16 protein-coding genes are annotated in these 19392 nt (G+C 32.8%); 11 read left to right on the top strand and 5 right to left on the bottom strand.

Annotated elements, in window-relative coordinates:
- Positions 1 to 18: 18 nt before the first annotated feature.
- On the bottom strand, positions 19 to 1098 hold the full coding sequence (locus tag B4J88_RS14500) for a TerC family protein (protein ID WP_280035556.1): 1080 nt from the start codon (positions 1096 to 1098) through the stop codon (positions 19 to 21).
- A gap of 111 nt (positions 1099 to 1209) precedes the next feature.
- On the opposite strand from B4J88_RS14500, the gene B4J88_RS14505 reads away from it, so the two are divergent.
- The 4 genes from B4J88_RS14505 to lon all read left to right on the top strand — a co-directional run bounded on the left by B4J88_RS14505 (position 1210) and on the right by lon (position 7892).
- Entirely contained in the window at positions 1210 to 2958 is a 1749-nt protein-coding gene (locus B4J88_RS14505) for a glycoside hydrolase family 3 protein (RefSeq protein ID WP_260391930.1), read from the top strand.
- Between the two features lie 2 nt (positions 2959 to 2960).
- Positions 2961 to 4091 (top strand): serine hydrolase domain-containing protein, encoded by a 1131-nt coding sequence (locus B4J88_RS14510; protein ID WP_125348799.1) that lies wholly within the window; start codon positions 2961 to 2963, stop codon positions 4089 to 4091.
- 23 nt (positions 4092 to 4114) lie between these two features.
- On the top strand, positions 4115 to 5251 hold the full coding sequence (bshA, locus tag B4J88_RS14515) for an N-acetyl-alpha-D-glucosaminyl L-malate synthase BshA (protein WP_125348800.1): 1137 nt from the start codon (positions 4115 to 4117) through the stop codon (positions 5249 to 5251).
- A gap of 202 nt (positions 5252 to 5453) precedes the next feature.
- Positions 5454 to 7892 carry an endopeptidase La gene (gene lon / locus B4J88_RS14520; RefSeq protein ID WP_125348801.1) on the top strand — a complete coding sequence of 813 codons (2439 nt, stop codon included), beginning with the start codon at positions 5454 to 5456 and terminating at the stop codon, positions 7890 to 7892.
- Positions 7893 to 7952: 60 nt separating this feature from the next.
- Here lon and B4J88_RS14525 read toward each other — a convergent pair whose 3' ends face one another.
- The 4 genes from B4J88_RS14525 to rlmD all read right to left on the bottom strand — a co-directional run bounded on the left by B4J88_RS14525 (position 7953) and on the right by rlmD (position 11134).
- On the bottom strand, positions 7953 to 8234 hold the full coding sequence (locus tag B4J88_RS14525; RefSeq protein ID WP_125348802.1) for a GIY-YIG nuclease family protein: 282 nt from the start codon (positions 8232 to 8234) through the stop codon (positions 7953 to 7955).
- 205 nt (positions 8235 to 8439) lie between these two features.
- On the bottom strand, positions 8440 to 9126 hold the full coding sequence (locus B4J88_RS14530; RefSeq protein WP_280035559.1) for a DUF6048 family protein: 687 nt from the start codon (positions 9124 to 9126) through the stop codon (positions 8440 to 8442).
- Positions 9080 to 9697, bottom strand: coding sequence for a DUF6452 family protein (locus tag B4J88_RS14535; RefSeq protein WP_291067959.1), 618 nt, complete (start codon positions 9695 to 9697; stop codon positions 9080 to 9082). Before B4J88_RS14535 ends, B4J88_RS14530 begins: the two co-directional genes overlap by 47 nt.
- A gap of 18 nt (positions 9698 to 9715) precedes the next feature.
- Positions 9716 to 11134, bottom strand: a complete 1419-nt coding sequence (gene rlmD / locus B4J88_RS14540) for a 23S rRNA (uracil(1939)-C(5))-methyltransferase RlmD (protein ID WP_221856669.1) — start codon at positions 11132 to 11134, stop codon at positions 9716 to 9718.
- A gap of 419 nt (positions 11135 to 11553) precedes the next feature.
- Here rlmD and cysD point away from each other — a divergent pair, with 419 nt between their 5' ends.
- From cysD to B4J88_RS14575, 7 genes are all read left to right on the top strand, one after another.
- Positions 11554 to 12462, top strand: coding sequence for a sulfate adenylyltransferase subunit CysD (cysD, locus tag B4J88_RS14545; protein ID WP_286484712.1), 909 nt, complete (start codon positions 11554 to 11556; stop codon positions 12460 to 12462).
- A gap of 51 nt (positions 12463 to 12513) precedes the next feature.
- Entirely contained in the window at positions 12514 to 13749 is a 1236-nt protein-coding gene (locus B4J88_RS14550; RefSeq protein ID WP_291067960.1) for a sulfate adenylyltransferase subunit 1, read from the top strand.
- A 148-nt stretch (positions 13750 to 13897) separates the two neighbouring features.
- Positions 13898 to 14443 carry a uroporphyrinogen-III C-methyltransferase gene (locus B4J88_RS14555; RefSeq protein ID WP_260509644.1) on the top strand — a complete coding sequence of 182 codons (546 nt, stop codon included), beginning with the start codon at positions 13898 to 13900 and terminating at the stop codon, positions 14441 to 14443.
- A gap of 152 nt (positions 14444 to 14595) precedes the next feature.
- Positions 14596 to 16074 (top strand): diflavin oxidoreductase, encoded by a 1479-nt coding sequence (locus tag B4J88_RS14560; protein ID WP_291046685.1) that lies wholly within the window; start codon positions 14596 to 14598, stop codon positions 16072 to 16074.
- A gap of 51 nt (positions 16075 to 16125) precedes the next feature.
- On the top strand, positions 16126 to 16254 hold the full coding sequence (locus tag B4J88_RS14565; RefSeq protein ID WP_291046682.1) for a hypothetical protein: 129 nt from the start codon (positions 16126 to 16128) through the stop codon (positions 16252 to 16254).
- A gap of 19 nt (positions 16255 to 16273) precedes the next feature.
- Positions 16274 to 17926 carry an NADPH-dependent assimilatory sulfite reductase hemoprotein subunit gene (locus B4J88_RS14570; protein WP_286496281.1) on the top strand — a complete coding sequence of 551 codons (1653 nt, stop codon included), beginning with the start codon at positions 16274 to 16276 and terminating at the stop codon, positions 17924 to 17926.
- A 19-nt stretch (positions 17927 to 17945) separates the two neighbouring features.
- Positions 17946 to 19388, top strand: coding sequence for a TSUP family transporter (locus tag B4J88_RS14575; protein WP_221856661.1), 1443 nt, complete (start codon positions 17946 to 17948; stop codon positions 19386 to 19388).
- Positions 19389 to 19392: the final 4 nt, after the last annotated feature.

Genomic DNA, 19392 nt, shown 5'->3' on the forward strand with positions numbered 1-19392 from the left:
TATATGATGATAATAATCTTATTCCGTAACCTCTGATTTATTCGAAATTAACGACCAAATAATTGTTGTTAATAAAACTCCACCAATTATTGACAATGAGATAGTCGATTCAAAATGATAGAATGGCATAATAATCATTTTAATTCCGATAAAACTTAAAATAATCGCTAAGCCGTAATGTAGTTTATTGAATTTATCCATTGAATTTGCCAACAAGAAATACAACGATCGTAGTCCTAAAATTGCAAAAATATTAGATGAATATAGAATAAAAGGATCGTCTGGAGCAACAGCGAATATAGCGGGAATACTATCTACAGCGAAAACCAAATCAGTTACTTCAATTACCATTAAAGCGACGAAAAGTGGTGTTGCCATTTTAATTCCGTTTTGTACAGAAAAGAATTTATCTCCATCAAAATTTGGTGTAACTTTAAAGAATTTGTGTACCAATTTAACACCAAAATTTTGTGATAAATCTTGATTTTCATCATCATCACTTGATTTCCAAGATTTGATTCCGGCGACAATTAAGAAGAAACCAAACAGTGTTAAAACGACATTTGGACGGAAGAATTGTTTTGCTTCAAAATTTGCATGAGTTGCTTCATCACCAAGATTAAAGTGCCAATCTCCAATAGAAAAAGCTGGTAAATAAGTCATTTTAATTAATTCAACTCCTGCAAAAATAAAGATTGCTCTAAAAAGAAGAGCACCTAAAATTCCCCAAAAAAGGACTTTATGTTGATATTCTTTTGGAATTTTAAAGAATCCAAAAACGAGTATGAAGACGAATAAATTATCTACGGATAAGGCTTTTTCTATCCAATACGCCGCCTGGAATTGCGAAAATTTATTGATGGCAAATGCATGTCCATCTGCTTCTTTAAAAACGAAATAAATCACTCCACTAAAAATCATCGCCAAGGAAATCCAAACGATGGTCCAAGTAAGCGCTTCTTTGTTCGAAACCACGTGCGCATTTTTATTAAAAACACCTAAATCAAGTAGTAACATAATAATTACTGCAACCCCAAAAACAGTTATTAGTCCAGGATGATTCAACATGCTATCCTGTACAACACTGAAAATACTCATATAAATTTATTTAATTTGACAATTTACTATAAATTTACCAATCCTAACTTGATTGGCCTTTAAAAAATGTTTCTAAAAAAGAAAAAACAAGCAAAATTAATTTATTCCGGAATGAAAAGAGTAATCGCATACGTATTCTTAACAATTATTTTACCTATAGCTTCGAAAGCGCAACACGTTTCGCCATTGTACAAAGATTCTATTCAGATGAAATGGGTGAATGAGAAGTATAATTCAATGTCATTGGAAGAAAAAGTAGGTCAGTTATTTATCGTTGCAGCCTATACAAATAGAGATGTGGTGCATGAAAATGATATTCAAAAATTAATTGAAGAAGAACATATCGGAGGATTAATTTTTATGCAAGATCAAGCGGCTCATCAAATTGAGTTGACAAATAAATTTCAATCTATTTCTAAAATTCCATTGTTAATTGGAATGGATGCAGAATGGGGATTGGCAATGCGTTTGAAAGGAGTGGAGCGTTTTCCTTGGAATATGACGCTTGGTGCTCTACGCAATAATAAGTTGGTGTATCAAGTTGGAAAACAAATTGGTATACAAGCGAACAGAATGGGTGTTCAGTTTAATTTTTCACCTTCAGTTGATGTCAATGTTAATCCAAATAACCCAATTATCGGGAATCGTTCTTTTGGTTCAAATCCAGATCGAGTTGCAGAAAAAGGAATTGCTTATATGGATGGAATGCGTGCGCAAAACGTATTATCGTCTGCAAAACATTTTCCTGGACATGGAAATACAGATCAAGATTCGCACAAAGTTTTGCCGTTGATTCCAGATAATAAAGCAGATTTAGAGAAATATCACATTGCACCTTTCAAGAAAATGATTGATGAAGGTGTACAGTCAATTATGGTGGCGCATCTAAATGTTCCAGCTTTAGAACCAGATCCAAAAATACCTTCAACTTTATCTAAAAATATTATTACAGATTATTTGAAAGGAGAATTACAATTCAAAGGAATTGTGATTACAGATGCGTTGAATATGGATGGTGTAGCAAAAATGTTTCCTGCTGGTGATGTAGATTATAGAGCATTTGTAGCGGGAAATGATATTTTATTGTTTTCGCAAAATGTACACGTTGGGAAACAAAAAATTATTGATGCAATAAATAAAGGTCAGATTTCTGAAGCACGTTTAGAAGAAAGTGTGAAGAAAATTTTGATGGCAAAATATATTACAGGTTTAAATGAAATAAAAACTTTAAATTCTGCAAATGTTTTAGAAGATTTAAATTCTCCTGAAAATTTAGCGTTAACAACTAAAATTTTTGAGAAAGCTTCGACAGTTGTAAAGAATGAACACAAACTTTTACCAATTAAAAAATTGAATCAAAAAATAGCTTTTGTTCCCCTTGAACAAACAGATTATGATCAATTTTTGAGACATTTACAAAAATATACAAATGTTGAGTTGGTGAAGATTTCAAATCCAAATCAGATCAATTTATTGAATGATTATGATGTGATTATTTCGGGAGCGTTTTTATCGAATGAAACGGTTTACAAACCATATAAATTGTCAGATAACTCGAAAGCAATTTTGAAAGCATTACCAAAAGATAAAAAGAAAATCTTCTCATTATTCACAAGTCCTTATGGTTTGAAAGATCTTGATTTATCAAATTTAGATGCGGTTACAGTTCATTATCAAAATACAAAAGATGCGCAAGCAGCTGCTGCGCAAGTTATTTTTGGAGCAATTGATGCAGATGGAACATTTCCGGTAGATATCAATCAAAACTTGAAAGAAGGGCAAGGAATTGTAACAAAACACATCAAACGTTTAGGATTTACTGCACCTGAAAATGTGAATTTAGGAAAAAAAAACTCTTAGAAATAGATAAACTTGCCGAAGAAGCAATTGCAAATCATTACACGCCTGGAATGCAAATTTTAGTCGCAAAAGACGGGAAAATCGTGTATGATAAAAGCTTTGGAACTCAAGATAAAAATTCTTTAAAAAAAGTGAAGTGGACAGATTTATATGATGTCGCTTCTGTAACAAAGGTGACGGCGACGTTGCCTTTGTTGATGCTGGAGGTAAACGAAGGAAAATTAAACCTTGAGCAAACAATTGGAGAAATTGATAATGATGCAAAAAACTCGAACAAATCTTCCTTAAAAGTTCGTGAAGTATTAGCGCATCAAGCTGGTCTTAAGCCATGGATTGGTTTTTACAATGAAACTGTCAATGTAAAAAATGCGCGATTATATTTAGATTTCTATTCGAGAAAGCAAGATGAGGAACATCAGATAAAAGTTACAGATAACATTTATATTATCAACTCTATTAAAGATACGATTTACGAAGATATTTATAAATCATCTTTAGGCCGTAAATCATACGAATACTCAGACTTAGGCTATTATATTTTCAAGAAGAAATTAGAAAAGGATTTTGGGAAAGATTTGAATCAACTGACACAAGAAAAATTTTATCAATCATTGGGAATGTATCGCACAACTTTTAATCCAAAAGAAAAATTTAGTTTAGAAGATATTATTCCAACCGAATACGACAAAACCTATAGAAATCAATTGGTACATGGTTTTGTACACGATCAAGGAGCTGCGATGATGGGCGGAATTGCTGGTCATGCTGGTTTATTCTCTAACTCGATTGATTTGGCAAAATTGATGCAAATGTATTTGAATGGTGGAGAATATGGCGATGAGGTTTATTTGAAGCCAGAGATAGTTGCGGAATTTACAAAACAACAATTCAAAGGAAATCATCGTGGAGCTGGTTTTGATAAAATGCAACATATTTCTAAAGTTGGCCCATCTGTCGAAAGTTTTGGTCATACAGGTTTTACTGGATCTATGGTTTGGGCTGATCCTAAATATAATATAGTGTATATTTTTCTTTCGAATCGTGTCAATGAAACCGTCGAACCAAATTATCTTTCCATTAAAAAAGTGAGAGAAAATATTCGACAAGTAATTTATGAAGCAATTTTACCTTAAATTTGTCTAAATAAAAATCGCGAATGAAAATAGGAATTGTATGCTATCCAACCTATGGAGGGAGTGGAATTGTGGCAACAGAACTGGGAATGGATTTAGCGGAAAAAGGTCATGAAGTACATTTTTTTAGCACAAATGTTCCTGCGAGATTAAACATCAAATTACCAAATATATACTTTCATCGAATTCATGTCGAAACGTATCCATTGTTTCAATATCAGCCATACGATTTGGCGTTGAGTACAATTTTGTATGATAAAGTTTTGCATTACGAATTAGATTTGGTTCATGTACATTATGCGATCCCGCATGCGTATGCGGCGTATTTTACGAAACAAATGTTGGCTCGAAAGGGGTATAAATTACCAATTGTAACAACGTTGCACGGAACAGATATTACGTTGGTAGGGAAACATCCTGTGTATAAAACGGCTGTTGAGTTTTCGATCAATGAATCGGATGCTGTAACGTCAGTTTCCGAAAGTTTGAAACAAGATACTTTACAAGCATTTGACATTACAAATGAAATAGAAGTAGTGCCAAATTTTATTGATAATGATCAATATTTGCCAGAGAAATGTGTGTGTTGTCGTGATAATTTTGCGCAACCAAAAGAGAAGGTAATTTTGCACACTTCAAACTTGAGAAAGGTAAAACGTATTGAAGATGTAATTGGAACGTTTAATTTGATCCAGAAACAAATTCCATCGAAATTGATTATTGCTGGAGAAGGTCCTGAATGGGATATGGCGGATCAAATGATTCAAGAATTTGGAATTCAAGATAAAGTGAAAAGTCTTGGAATGGTAAGTGACTTGAATGATGTTTTGAAAGCGGCAGATTTATTCCTTTTACCGTCTGAACAAGAAAGTTTTGGATTGGCAGCACTTGAAGCTATGGCGGCAAGTGTTCCGGTTATTTCGTCCAATGCAGGCGGAATTCCAGAAGTAAATATTAACGGAGTCACTGGTTTTGTTTGCCCAGTAGGAGATATCGAAATGATGGCAGAAAAAGCGATTTATATTTTAGAGGACGAAAAGCGTTTGGCAGAGTTTAGTTATCAAGCAAAAGAACAAGCGATACGATTTGATAAAACGAATATTCTTCCGCAATATGAAGAATTGTACCGCAAAGTAATTGCAAAATCTAAAATCGGGTAAATCCCGATTTTTTTTATTCATCCTCATTCAAAACCTTTATTGAAAAACTGACAATATATTTTATTGGCATAACGTTTGACTTATTTATACTCGCTTTTCTAAATGCTTTAGACAAGATTCAAATCTTAATAATGTTGTTATTATGAAAGGCTTTCGTCAGTTAAAAATAGTTTTACTGACACTTTGAACGTATAAAAAAATTATGAACATAGACAATTTGTCATTAGCACAAGTAATGGAAGAAGAAATCGAATTAATTCCTTTGATGAGTAAAGACGAAGAAAGTAAGCTAAATAAGCAAGATATTTCTTCGGTATTGCCTATTTTATCGTTAAGAAACACTGTCTTATTTCCGGGTGTGGTTGCGCCAATTACCGCGGGTAGAGATAAATCTATACAACTTTTAACACAAGCTTACAAAGAAGATCGCATTATTGGAGTGCTTTCGCAGAAAGAAATTGCTGTGGAAGATCCTACACAAGACGATTTGTATACAGTTGGTACAGTTGCGAAAATCATGCGAATGATAAAATTGCCAGATGGAAACATTACGGTGATTTTACAAGGGATGAAACGCTTCAAAGTTAAAGAATTTGTATCAAATGATCCTTATTTCAAGGCTGAAGTAGAAATTTTGACAGAAAAAGTTCCGACATCACGCAACAAAGAATATCCAATTATTATTGAATCAATTCGTGATTTAGCTTTTCAGATTGTAGAAGAAAATCCAATGTTGCCTTCGGAAGCTGCAGGAGCTATAAAAAGTATCGAAAGTAATACATTTCTAATCAACTTTGTAGCGTCTAATTTGACGTTGAGTTTAGATGAAAAACAGTTGTTGTTAGAAATTTCTGATATGAAACTTCGGGCAATGGAAGTGATGCGTTTTATGAATGTTGAGCTTCAGAAATTGGAGTTGAAGAATACGATTCAGAATAAAGTTCGCAAAGAATTAGATCAACAACAAAAAGAATATTTCTTAAATCAACAAATCAAATCGATTCAAGAAGAATTAGGAGGAAATTCGACAGAAGAAGAAATTAATGAAATGCGCAAACGTTCTTTAACGAAAAGTTGGAGCGAAGATGTAGCAAATCATTTTGATAAAGAAATCAACCGTCTTTCTCGTCTAAATCCGCAAATGCCAGAGCATAATATTCAGCGTAATTACCTTGAATTTATGTTGGATTTACCTTGGAATACCTTGACGAAAGATAACTTTGATATCAAGAATGCAAAGAAAATTTTAGATCATGATCATTATGGTTTAGAAGATGTGAAAGAACGCATTTTGGAGCATCTTGCTGTGTTGAAATTGAAAGGGGATATGCGTTCGCCAATTCTTTGTTTATATGGACCTCCGGGTGTTGGTAAAACATCGTTGGGGAAATCTATTTCAGAAGCGATTGGGCGCAAATATGTACGTATGTCGTTGGGTGGTTTACACGACGAATCTGAGATTCGTGGTCATCGTAAAACCTATATTGGAGCGATGCCAGGAAGAATTTTACAGTCAATCAAAAAATCTGAATCGTCGAATCCGGTTTTTGTTTTAGATGAGATTGATAAAATGTCGGCTAGTGCGCATGGAGATCCTTCATCAGCAATGTTAGAGGTTTTAGATCCAGAGCAAAATTCAACTTTTTATGATAATTTCTTAGAAATTGGCTACGATTTATCGAAAGTATTTTTCATAGCGACAGCCAATAATATTGGAGATATTCCAAGTCCGTTACGTGATCGTATGGAGATGATTAATATTGCAGGTTATACAATCGAGGAAAAATCTGAAATCGTAAAACGTCACCTTTTACCAAAACAACTAACAGAACATGGCTTGAAAGAGAAAGATGTTGTGTTAGGAAAAAAAGAAATCGAATATTTAATAACAGGTTATACGCGTGAATCTGGTGTTCGTAAATTGAATCAGAAAGTTGCGAAATTAGTTCGTTCAGCTGCAAAACATATTGCGTTGGAAGAAGAATTTAATACTAAATATTCAATTGAAGATATTTCGAAAATCTTAGGTCCTTCTATTACGCCAGATCAATACGAGAACAATGAAGTTCCAGGTGTTGTGGTTGGTTTAGCTTGGACAAGTGTTGGAGGGGATATATTGTTTATCGAATCTATTTTATCGAAAGCAAAAAATGGTGGACTTTCTATCACAGGAAATTTAGGAACTGTGATGAAAGAATCTGCAACAATTGCATTAGAATACATCAAATCGCATGCGGATGAATTGGGAATTAAACCAGAAGTTTTCGAGAATTATAAAGTTCATATTCACGTTCCGGAAGGAGCAACGCCAAAAGATGGACCATCTGCCGGAATTACAATGTTGACGTCTTTGGTTTCGTCTTTTACACAACGAAAAGTAAAAGCAAAATTAGCAATGACAGGTGAGATCACGCTTCGTGGAAAAGTGTTGCCAGTTGGCGGAATTAAAGAGAAAATTTTAGCGGCAAAACGTGCAAATATCAAAGAAATTATTTTGTGCGAAGATAACCGAAAAGATATTGAAGAAATTAAAGCAGAATACGTAAAAGGAATGACTTTTCATTTTGTAAAAGAAATGAAAGAAGTTTTGGATATTGCTTTAACGAATCAAAAAGTAAAAGGAGCAAAGGTTTTGGATTAATCTATAAATCTTTTTAGAACATATAAAAAGGAACTCAATTTAGAGTTCCTTTTTTGTTTATTATAGAATACTAATATCTTCTAAATTTGGATTTTTAGATTTAATTAAATTAATTTTCCATTCCCGTTTCCAATTTTTCAATTGCTTTTCTCTTAACATATCTTGACTAATTGAAGTAAAATCTTCAAAATAAATTAATGATTTTACATTGTATTTTTGAGTGAAAGCTGAACCAATTCCTTCTTTATGAGCTTCTATTCTTTTAATTAAATTGTTGGTAACTCCAATATAGAAAACAGTTCGATATTTGTTTGTAAGTATATAAACATAATATATTTTCATAAGAATTCCTTATATGATATGTTCCTGAAACGAGTTCAGGATGACTTCGTTAGATAAACTAATTTAAGGATTATTAATGATAATGTAGAGAAAGAATGTCAAGCTGAATTCATTTCAGCTTCGCATCAACATAAAAGGAACTCAATTTAGAGTTCCTTTTTTTGTATACTTTATCTTAACTTTAGTCTAAATCTTAACCTTAGTTTTACTTTATCTTATAAGCAATTCCCCAAAAAACAGGCATATTAAAAGGACCACTATATTTCCCATAACCAGGAATAACCAAAGGATCAATTCCTTGATCTTTTTTACCACCAATATAAGCTGCAGGATGTAAGGCTAATTCACCATAAAAATTCTTAAAAATCTCTACACGTCCACCGACAACAGCTTCTATCCAATAACTACTTACATTCGCTTTTGGCAAACTTCCTGTCCCTATAATCTCATTTGATTGTAAATCTCTAATCGGATAACTATTGATGGTTTGCGAATATTTAGAATACGCAATTCGTCCACCAATGTAAATTCCGTTCGATTGATTTTCGATATCTTGCGTTATAAACCAGTTTGCACCAAGTTTTGCAAAAACGCCGTCAACATCAACATCCCAATTGATTTCATTGAAATTATTTTTCTCGAAACCAGCTTCTACAACGGCATGCCACTTATTATTGATTTGATAAGAAGCATAAGCGCTAACTCCTTTTTTATCGTTGAAAGCAGAAACAATTGGATTGAAAACGTCTACACCGATAAAAATATCGTGGTATTTTTTTTTGAGAATAGAATCTGTAACCGAAACTTTTGTTGAATCAGTTTTATTTTCTTGACCAAATGCAAAATTAATTGCGCTCGTCAGCAAAAAGCTTAATAATAGTTGTCGAACCATCTTTAATTTCAGTATTTACAGTTTCTATTTTCTTTATCCAATTTCCAGCTCCATTTCCAGTTTTTGTTACCAATTTTACATCAACTCCTTTAAAAGTTAATCCAAAACCACAAGCTTTAGAAGTATAGCCATTTCCAAGTGTATCGTATTTTAAAATCAATCGATCACGTTTTGCAAGGATTGTTCTGATGACTTTACCCGTTATAGAATCTTTTACATCTATATCTGGACCTTGCGCTATAGTATAATAAATTTCTTTTTTTGAATTATTACGCAAAGCAATTCCGAAACTCGTTTTTCCTAAAGCAGAATTTTTTTCGATTAAGACAGTATCTTTACTCGTTCCTGTAGCTTCTCTAATTCCTTTCGTAATCGAATCATTATAAACATAAGCCCAATAATAAATAGAATCTTCCAAAGGAACATTTGTTCCATCATAATACATATTAGCAACCATGCGTGGAACATCACCTTCGTCGGTACAAATATCATCATCTTCACAACTATAAAATGCTAAAGAAATTATAGAAGCAAAAATTGAGTAGGCTAGAAAACGTTGAATATTTTTCATTTTTTTTTTGATTGAATTTTAAATTCGCTCTAAAAGTACAATATTTTCTACATGATGTGTTTGTGGAAACATATCAACTGGTTGAACTTTAACAATTTTATATTGATCTTTCATCAATTCTAAATCGCGCGCTTGTGTAGCAGAGTTACACGAAACATAAACAACACGTTTAGGATTCATAAACAAAATATTTTCAACCACTTTTTTATGCATTCCATCACGTGGAGGATCAGTAATAATTACATCTGGAATTCCGTGTTCGTTAATGAAATCTTGATTCAATACATCTTTCATATCACCACAATAGAAATCACAATTATCAATTCCATTAAATTTTGCTGCCGCTTTTGCTGCATCAATTGCTTCTTGAACAGATTCTACACCAACTACTTTTTTCGCTTTTTTCGAAACGAATTGCGCAATTGTTCCAGTTCCAGTATATAAATCGTATACTAATTCATCTCCAGTTAAACCTGCAAAATCACGTGTTAATTTATATAATTCGTAAGCTTGTTCTGGATTTGTTTGATAGAAAGATTTTGGACCAATTTTGAAGTTCAAATCTTCCATCTTTTCCATAATATGATCATCTCCAGCAAAAACTTCGATATCTAAATCATAAACAGAATCGTTTTGTTTTGGATTGATTGCATACAATAAAGATGTGATTTCAGGGAATTTATCTTTCAAGTTTTGTAAGAAAGCTTCACGATTTTCTTTCTCTTCTCGGAAGAATTGAACCAAAACCATTACTTGTCCATTCTGAGAAGTACGAATCATTAATGTTCTTAATAAACCTTCTTGATTTTTTAAATCGAAGAAATCTAAATGATGCTCTAATGCAAAACGTTTTGCTTCGACACGAATCGCATTAGAAGGATCACGTTGCAAGTGACATTTTGTAACATCCAAAACTTTAGACCAAGCACCAGGAATATGGAATCCAACTACGTCACGGTCGTCAAATTCTTTCCCAGACTGAATTTCTTCTAACGTTAACCAACGTGCATTAGAAAAAGTAAACTCTAATTTATTACGGTAAAAATATTGTTCTTTAGAACCTAAAATTGGAACAATTTCAGCATCTAAATCTTTGAAACCTCCGATACGAACCAAATTGTTAACCACTTCGTCATGCTTAAATTTTAATTGCGCATCATAGCTCATATCTTGCCATTTACAACCACCGCAAACACCAAAATGCTCACATTCTGGCTGAACGCGATAAGGAGATTTTGTGTGAATTTCGATTGCTTGTCCTTCTAAATAGCTGCTTTTTTTCTTCAAAACGTGTACATCTACAACGTCTCCTGGAATTGCGCCTTTTATCAGAACCGTTTTCCCTTCCTCTGTTTTACCAACCGATACACCTTTTGCACCAGCACGTAAAACTTCTATATTATTTAATATGATTTTTTGTTTCGCTTTTCTTGACATTTTGCAAAGGTAAGGAAGTCCCCGAAATATTCAATTTTTTATCTTTTTTTGGAATCAATCTTTGTATTTTAAATAAAATTTTTACTTTTACAACATAAAATCTATCGGTTTTATAGATTATTATTTTATTGAATAAATTTATTTAGGATAATTTTCTTTAAATTGTTTAAAAAATAGGTTTGTTATTTAAATTATTCTATTAATTATATTTATTTAGAAAAATAATATAATTTTGAACTCAGAAATGAAACAAGAAAAATGAAAAAAATAGTATTTAATATGTCAATGTATATGTGTCGCTCTTTACAAGAGGAGGAATATGTTGTGATGTATTAATTACGAAAATAATAGTTCATGAACTCCTCCAAAATTTTGAGGAGTTTTTTATTGTCAAAAAATAAGTTAGAAAGTTAGAAAGAATGTCAAGTCAAGAAAAAAATTATTTAAATCAACTAGAAGACGAAGCAATCTACATTTTGAGAGAAACAGCTGCTCAATTTGAGCGTCCAGCATTGTTATTTTCAGGAGGAAAAGATTCTATTGTTTTGATTCATTTAGCTTTGAAAGCCTTTCGTCCAGGGAAATTTCCTTTTCCTTTGGTACATGTAGATACAGGACACAATTTTCCTGAAGCGATAAAATTTAGAGATTATTTGGTCGATAAAATTGGCGAAAAGTTGATTGTAGCCTCTGTAGAAGATGCTATAAAAAAATATAATCTGAAAGAAACTGCTGGTCGTTTTCCTTCTCGTAATGCCTTACAAACATATGCGTTGTTAGATGTGATCGAAGAAAATGAATTTGATGCATGTATTGGAGGAGCACGTCGTGATGAAGAAAAAGCACGTGCAAAAGAGCGTATTTTCTCGGTTCGTGATGATTTTGGTCAATGGGATCCGAAACTTCAGCGTCCTGAATTGTGGAATATTTTGAATGGAAGAATTGAAAAAGGACATAATGTACGTGTTTTTCCGATTAGCAATTGGACAGAATTAGATGTTTGGAATTACATCAAACAAAATAACATCGAATTACCAAATTTATACTTTGCTCATGAGCGCGAATGTATTGTTTACAATGATAAATTAATTGCGACTTCAGATTTTATTCAGCCAAATGCAGACGATGAAGTTGTGATAGAAAAAGTACGTTACAGAACGGTTGGTGATATGACGTGTACAGCAGCTGTACCTTCGGATTCTTCTACGATTGATGATATCATTACTGATATTATTAATACAAGAATTAGCGAAAGAGGACAAACTCGTTTGGATGATCAATTGTCAGAATCAGCGATGGAAGACCGTAAAAAACAAGGTTATTTCTAAGTCAAAATTTTTTTAAACAAAACTCTATAATATCTATAGGAATTAAGTAAAATGAATACATTAAAATTTATAACAGCAGGAAACGTAGACGATGGTAAAAGTACTTTAATAGGGCGTTTACTTTACGATTCGAATAGTATTCACACCGATCAATTGGGTGTTTTAGAAAAACGTAAATCAAATGAAGACGACGAAATTGATTTGTCTTTGATTACAGATGGTTTACGTGCCGAGCGCGAACAAGGAATTACAATAGACGTAGCGTACAAATATTTTTCGACTGCAAAAAGAAAATTTATTATTGCAGATGCGCCTGGACATGAGCAATATACACGAAATATGATTACAGGTGCTTCAAATTCAGAGTTGATTATTATTCTGGTTGATGCACGAAAAGGAATCACTTCTCAAACAAAACGCCATGCAAGTATTGGTTCGTTAATGGGAATTAAAAAAGCAATCATCGCCATTAATAAAATTGATTTGGTTGATTATTCACAAGATATTTTCGAAACGATAAAAAATGATTTTCAACAAATTCAAGATCAATTGAATTATGATGAAGTAACTTTTATTCCAGTTTCTGCTTTGGTTGGCGATAATATTGTCGAAAAATCTGCAAAAACGCCTTGGTACAATGGAGAAACATTATTGCATCAATTGGAAACAATTTCGATTGAAACAGATAAAAATTTAGCAGCTCGTTTTCAGGTTCAATGGGTAATTCGTCCAAAAGATGAAGAGCATCACGATTATAGAGGTTATGCGGGGCAAATTTTGAGTGGAGCCTACAAAGTTGGGGATTCTATTAAAGTTTATCCATCAAATATCGAATCAAAAATTGTTAAAATAGAACGTCATTTGGAAGAAGTACAACATGCTGAAGCAGGAGAAAATGTTGTGATTCATCTCGAAAATAATATAGATATCAGTAGAGGAGACACAATTGTAAAAACTTCCGAAGAACCGCAAACTACAAATGTGCTAAAAGCGTGGATTTGTTGGTTAGACAATAATGCATTACAACAAGGAAAAACGTATGTGTTGCAACATCGTTTTCATTCGGTTCGTGCAAAAATCAAAACAATCGATCAACAATGGGATATTAATAATTGGGAATTTATTCCATCTGAAGAAATCAAGTTAAATGATATTGGACAAGTTGTTTTAAAAACAAATCAACCTTTATTTTTTGATTCTTTCAAAGAAAATATTCATACAGGAAATGCCATTTTGATTGACGAAACAACGAAAAATACAGTCGCTGCTTTGATGTTTATTGATTAAAACATCAATTAAATCTTATCAATCAACTTATTTATTACAAACATGCAAACAACAATAGGAAAAGTAATTTTGGCTGGCGCTGGTCATGGAGATCCAGAATTGGTGACGCTCAAAACATTAAATTATATCAAAAAAAGCAGATGTTATTTTGACAGATCGCTTGGTTTCTCCAGTGTTAATAGACGAATATGCGTCAAAAGATGCGTTGGTTATTTATGTCGGAAAACAATGTTCGAAAGGCATTCATACGCCTCAAAAAGATATTAACGATATGATGATTGAGTTTGTAATGCAAGGAAAATTAGTGGTTCGATTGAAAGGAGGTGATGCTTCACTTTTCTCTAATATTTTGGACGAATTAGAAACCTTGAAAAAAAATCATGTTCCGTACGAAATAATTCCAGGTATTTCGGCTGCTTTTGGTGCTGCTGCTTACACGAGAATTCCATTGACAGCGCGAAATCATTCGAAAGGAGTTCGCATGTTGACGTTGTGCGATTTGAAATCTATTGAACACAAACAATGGAAAGATTGGGCAAAAACGTCTGATACATTGGTTTTTTATATGAGTGTACAGCGTTTGCAAACTTTAGCTGATCAGTTGATTTTGAATGGAATTGATACCGAAAAAGGTTTAGCAGTTATTCAACAAGCGACAACTCCAGATCAGAAAACGCAAGTTTTTTATTTTTGAAAATATTGTAGAAAAACATTTACCAACCTTTGATTTTGTACCAACTTTAATTATCGTTGGTCATGTTGTTAATTTGCATCAATCATTCGCTTGGTTAGATGAACAACCAACTTCCAACTCATATTTTGATAACCATAAAACAACAATTTCTTATGCTAGCTAACGAAAAATTGAACTTAGTAAAAAGTTTAGTCAAAGAATTATCACGTGACGAAATTATTTGGACAAATGGTTATTTGGCTGGATTAGTTGCAAATCAAACACAAGAAGTACCTCAAGAACAAAAAGTTTTAACCTCAATCAAACCTACAATAATCTATGGAACTGAAACAGGAAATGCGAAGAAATTAGCTAATCAATTGCTTGGAATTTTTAAGATGAATAAAATTCAAGCCAAAGCGATTGAAGCGTTTCAATATCCACTCGAAAAAATTGAAAAGGAAGAATTCTTAATTCAAATTTTTAGTACGCAAGGAGATGGAGATTTACCTCAAAATGCGCAAAAATTCTATGATAATTTGAGTAACTCTGATCTAAAATTAAATCAAACTAAGTTTGCTGTTTTTGGTTTGGGCGATACTTCTTATCCGTTTTTCTGTAAATCAGGAGAAGAAATTGATGAATTATTTGGAAAACTAGGCGCACAACGCGTTTTCGATTTGGTAAAAGTAGATTTAGATTATCAAGAAATTGCCGAAAATTGGTTTGCGGATATTTTAAAAACTATTCAATCAGAAGGAAATTCAACGGTTGTACAATCTCAAAAATTGCAAAATTCTTCAACGCAGAAAAAATCGTACGAAGGAATTATAAAAGATGAAATCGTTTTGAATGATAGAGATTCAAACAATGAAACGTATCATATCGAAATAGCAGTTGATGAGCAAGTAGATTACGAACCAGGTGATGCTTTGGGTGTTTATCCAAAAAATAATCAAACCGAAATTTTAACGATTGCAAAATTTTTCAATGAAGAAAATCGCGCAAAAGAACTTGAAGAAAAAAATATTAGAGCACTTTCTAAAAAATCAATCGATCAATTTGCAACAATTTTAAATGTAGAAATTCTTGAAACTAAGATTGATTTAATTGATTTATTATCAAAATATTATTCGTCAGAATCTACAATGAAATTTGATGATATTTTAAATCTTTTGCATCCAATTGCACCACGTTTATATTCGATTTCATCATCGAATGAAGCATATGATAATGAAATTCATTTAACGGTTAGTCTGAATACTTTTTCAGTTTCTGATCAACAAAAAACTGGATTATGTTCTCAGTTTTTAGCAGATTTTGAGCATGATAAATCCATAGAATTTTACATTCATAAAAATAAAAATTTCAAACTTCCAGATGAAAATCAATCGGTAATTATGATTGGTCCGGGAACAGGAATTGCACCTTTTCGTAGTTTTTTGACACATCGTGATGCAATTGGCGCAGAAGGTAAAAACTGGTTGTTTTTTGGTGAACAACATTTTGTTTCGGATTTCTATTATCAAACTGAAATTCAGGAATGGCTTTCAACAGGAGTTTTAAGCAAATTAGATACAGCTTTTTTGAGAGATCAAAAACATAAAATTTATGTGCAAGATCGAGTGAAAGAACGAGGAAAAGAACTTTAAAATAGGTTAAACGAAAGTGCGTATTTGTATGTCTGCGGTCAAAAAGACGGAATGAGTACAGATGTAGAAAGTGCTTTGATCGAATTAATAGCAAAAGAATCAAATCAAGATGAGGTTTCAGCGAAAAATTTTCTGGAACAATTGGAAGAAGAAGGTCGCTACCAAAAAGATGTTTACTAATCAACCAATAACTAATAAAATGAGTATAGAAAAACAATCTCCTATAGAAGGAATTAAAATAAAAAGTGACGGACTTCGCGGTACGTTAAAAGAAAGTATAGAGCTAGATAATCACACTGGAAATGTACGTGCAGATGACGAAGCTTTGGTGAAATTTCACGGAATGTATGTGCAAGATGATCGCGATAGACGAGAAGAACGCGCAGAAAAAAAGTTAGACAAATTGTATTCGTTTATGATTCGTTTGCGTATTCCGGGTGGAATTATTGACGCTGATAAATGGTTGGCAATTCACGAAACTTCTGAACAATATGGAACAGGCGTTTTAAAAATTACAACGCGTCAAACCATTCAATTGCACGGAATTTTGAAACATCAATTGCGTCCAACTTTACAATCGTTTGACCAAGCAACGTTAGATTCTATCGCAGCTTGTGGCGATGTAAACCGAAATGTAATTGCGAGTTCTCATCCGTTGCTTTCGCCAATTCATGCTCAAATTCATGCATATGCAGATAAATTATCAAAACATTTGTTGCCTAAAACACAAGCTTATTATGAGATTTTTGTGGATAATGAAAAGATTTACGAACGCGAAACAGAGAAAGATGATTTGTATGAAGACCGCTATTTACCTCGAAAATTTAAAATTGCAATTGCTATTCCGCCAACTAATGATGTAGATGTTTTTGCAAATGATTTGGGACTGATTGCGATTATCGAAAATAATGAATTGAAAGGTTTCAATATCGCTGTTGGTGGAGGTTTGTCAACAACTCACGGAAATCCAAATACATATTCGCGTTTATCAACCGAAATTGGTTTTGTTGATTCTGAAGAAAAAGTGTTGAAAGTTGCTTATGAAGTATTGACAATTCAGCGTGATTTTGGGAATCGTGGCGATCGAAAATTAGCGAGACTAAAGTATACAGTTGATAAATTAACGGTTGATGGTTTCAAGTCTGAATTAGAAAAACGTGTTAGTTTTAAATTAGAGCCTTCTCAGCCTTATCAATTTACGGAGCGTTCTGATATTTATGATTGGCGACAAGTGAATAACAGAATGTGGTATTACACTTTATTTGTGGAGAATGGAGTTGTACAGTCTAATCAGAAAGCATTTTTACATGAATTGGCTTTATTAAATATCAATAATTTTATTTTTATAGCGAATCAAAATTTATTGTTAGGTGAGATTTCAATTGAAAATAAAGCTATAGTTGAACAGCTTTTAGAAAAGTATTCTATTCACAAAGATATTAGTGAACTTAGAAAAAATTCGATGGCATGCGTGGCTTTACAAACTTGTCCATTGGCTTTAGCAGAAGCGCAACGTTATTTGCCAGAATTGGTGAATAAAATAGAGCCTTTGCTAGAAAAACATCAACTTCAAAATGATGATATTTCTATTTGTATGACGGGCTGTCCAAATGGTTGCGGTCGTTCGTATGTTTCGGAAATTGGTTTTGTAGGGACTTCTGCTGGACATTATAATTTGAGGTTGGGTGGAGATCGATATGGTGTTCGTTTGAATAAAATTTATAAAGAAAAAGTCAATGAGACTGAGATTTTGAATGAGCTAGATCAAGTTTTCGAAAGTTATACAAATGAAAAAATAGACAATGAAACATTCGGAGATTTTACCTATCGAAAATATTTTTCGGTTAATTAGTTAAATCCCTTTAAGAACAATGAAAAATAATTTATTCCCGATATTTTTAAAAACAGAACATTTGCGCTTCCTGATTGTTGGCGGAGGAAATGTAGGATTAGAAAAGGTTACGACGCTAATCAAACAAAATCCTTCGATCAATTTGAAAGTTGTAGCAAAGGATTTTAAACAAGAATTGAAAGATATTTTTGCTCAACATTCAACAATTAAACACGAAACTCATGCGTTCGAATCGAGTGATTTGGAGGATGTAGATTTAGTGATTGTTGCAACCGATAACAAAGAAACTTCGCAAGAAGTGAAGCAAAAAGCAAATGAAAAAGGAATTTTGGTTAATGCAGCTGATCAGCCAGATTTGTGCGATTTTTATTTAGGTTCGATTGTGAATAAAGGTCATCTTAAAATTGCAATTTCTACAAATGGACAATCTCCTATAATGGCAAAACGTTTGAGAGAGTATTTTTCTGATGTTATTCCAGATTCAATTGATGAAAACATTGAAAGTTTAAATAAAATCAGAAACAATCACAAAGGAGATTTTAATCAAAAACTAACTGATTTGAATCATTTAACGTCTTCATTCGAAGGGAAAAAATCGACAAAAAAATACAAACGTTTAGTAACCGAAATTACCTTGGTATTCTTCGCATTATTCTTAGGATATGCTTTGTCATCAATCGTCAGTTTTTCGGAAGCGAAAGATTTTGTGATTCACATTCCAAATGTTTTTTACATTATGTTGGCTGTTGGCTTTTTCGCTCAAATGGTAGACGGAGCAGTTGGCTTGGGATATGGTGTAACGTGTTCCACAAGCATGATGTTGTTTGGTGTCAATCTGCCCTCGATAAGTGGTAGTATTCATACTGCCGAAATGTTTTCGAGCGGAATTAGTGGTTTTTCGCATTATAGATTTGGAAATGTAAACAAAAAATTATTATTGGCATTGGCTATTCCAGGTGTTATTGGAGCAGTTTCGGGATCATTATTATTGGTTTATTTGGGAAACAAATATGAAACAATTACTTACGGAATTTTAGCTTCGTATACGTTGATCATCGGAATTCGATTAATTATTTTAGCATTCAGAAAAAAAATCGAACGCAAAAAAGTAAAACGGGTTGGATTTTTAGGATTTGCTGGAGGTTTTTTAGATGCTTTTGGTGGTGGAGGTTGGGGACCTGTCGTGACATCAACTTTATTAGCAAAAGGAAAAAAATCAAACTTAGTAGTAGGAACAGTTAGTTTAGCCGAGTTTTTTGTGACACTTTCTGCATCGTTGACTTTTTTTGCAGCTTTGGGCGTAAGTCATGGTTTTATCATTGCAGGTTTAATAATTGGAGGAGCTTTAGCAGCGCCAATTGCTGCGAAATTAGCAGGCAAAATACCTCAGAAAGTTGCTATTTTGGCTGTAGCTTTTTTAGTGATCACATTTAGTATTCGAATTCTTTTTAAAATTTTCTAAATTT

This window comes from Empedobacter sp. UBA5036, assembly GCF_002415215.1.
GTDB lineage: Bacteria > Bacteroidota > Bacteroidia > Flavobacteriales > Weeksellaceae > Empedobacter > Empedobacter falsenii_B.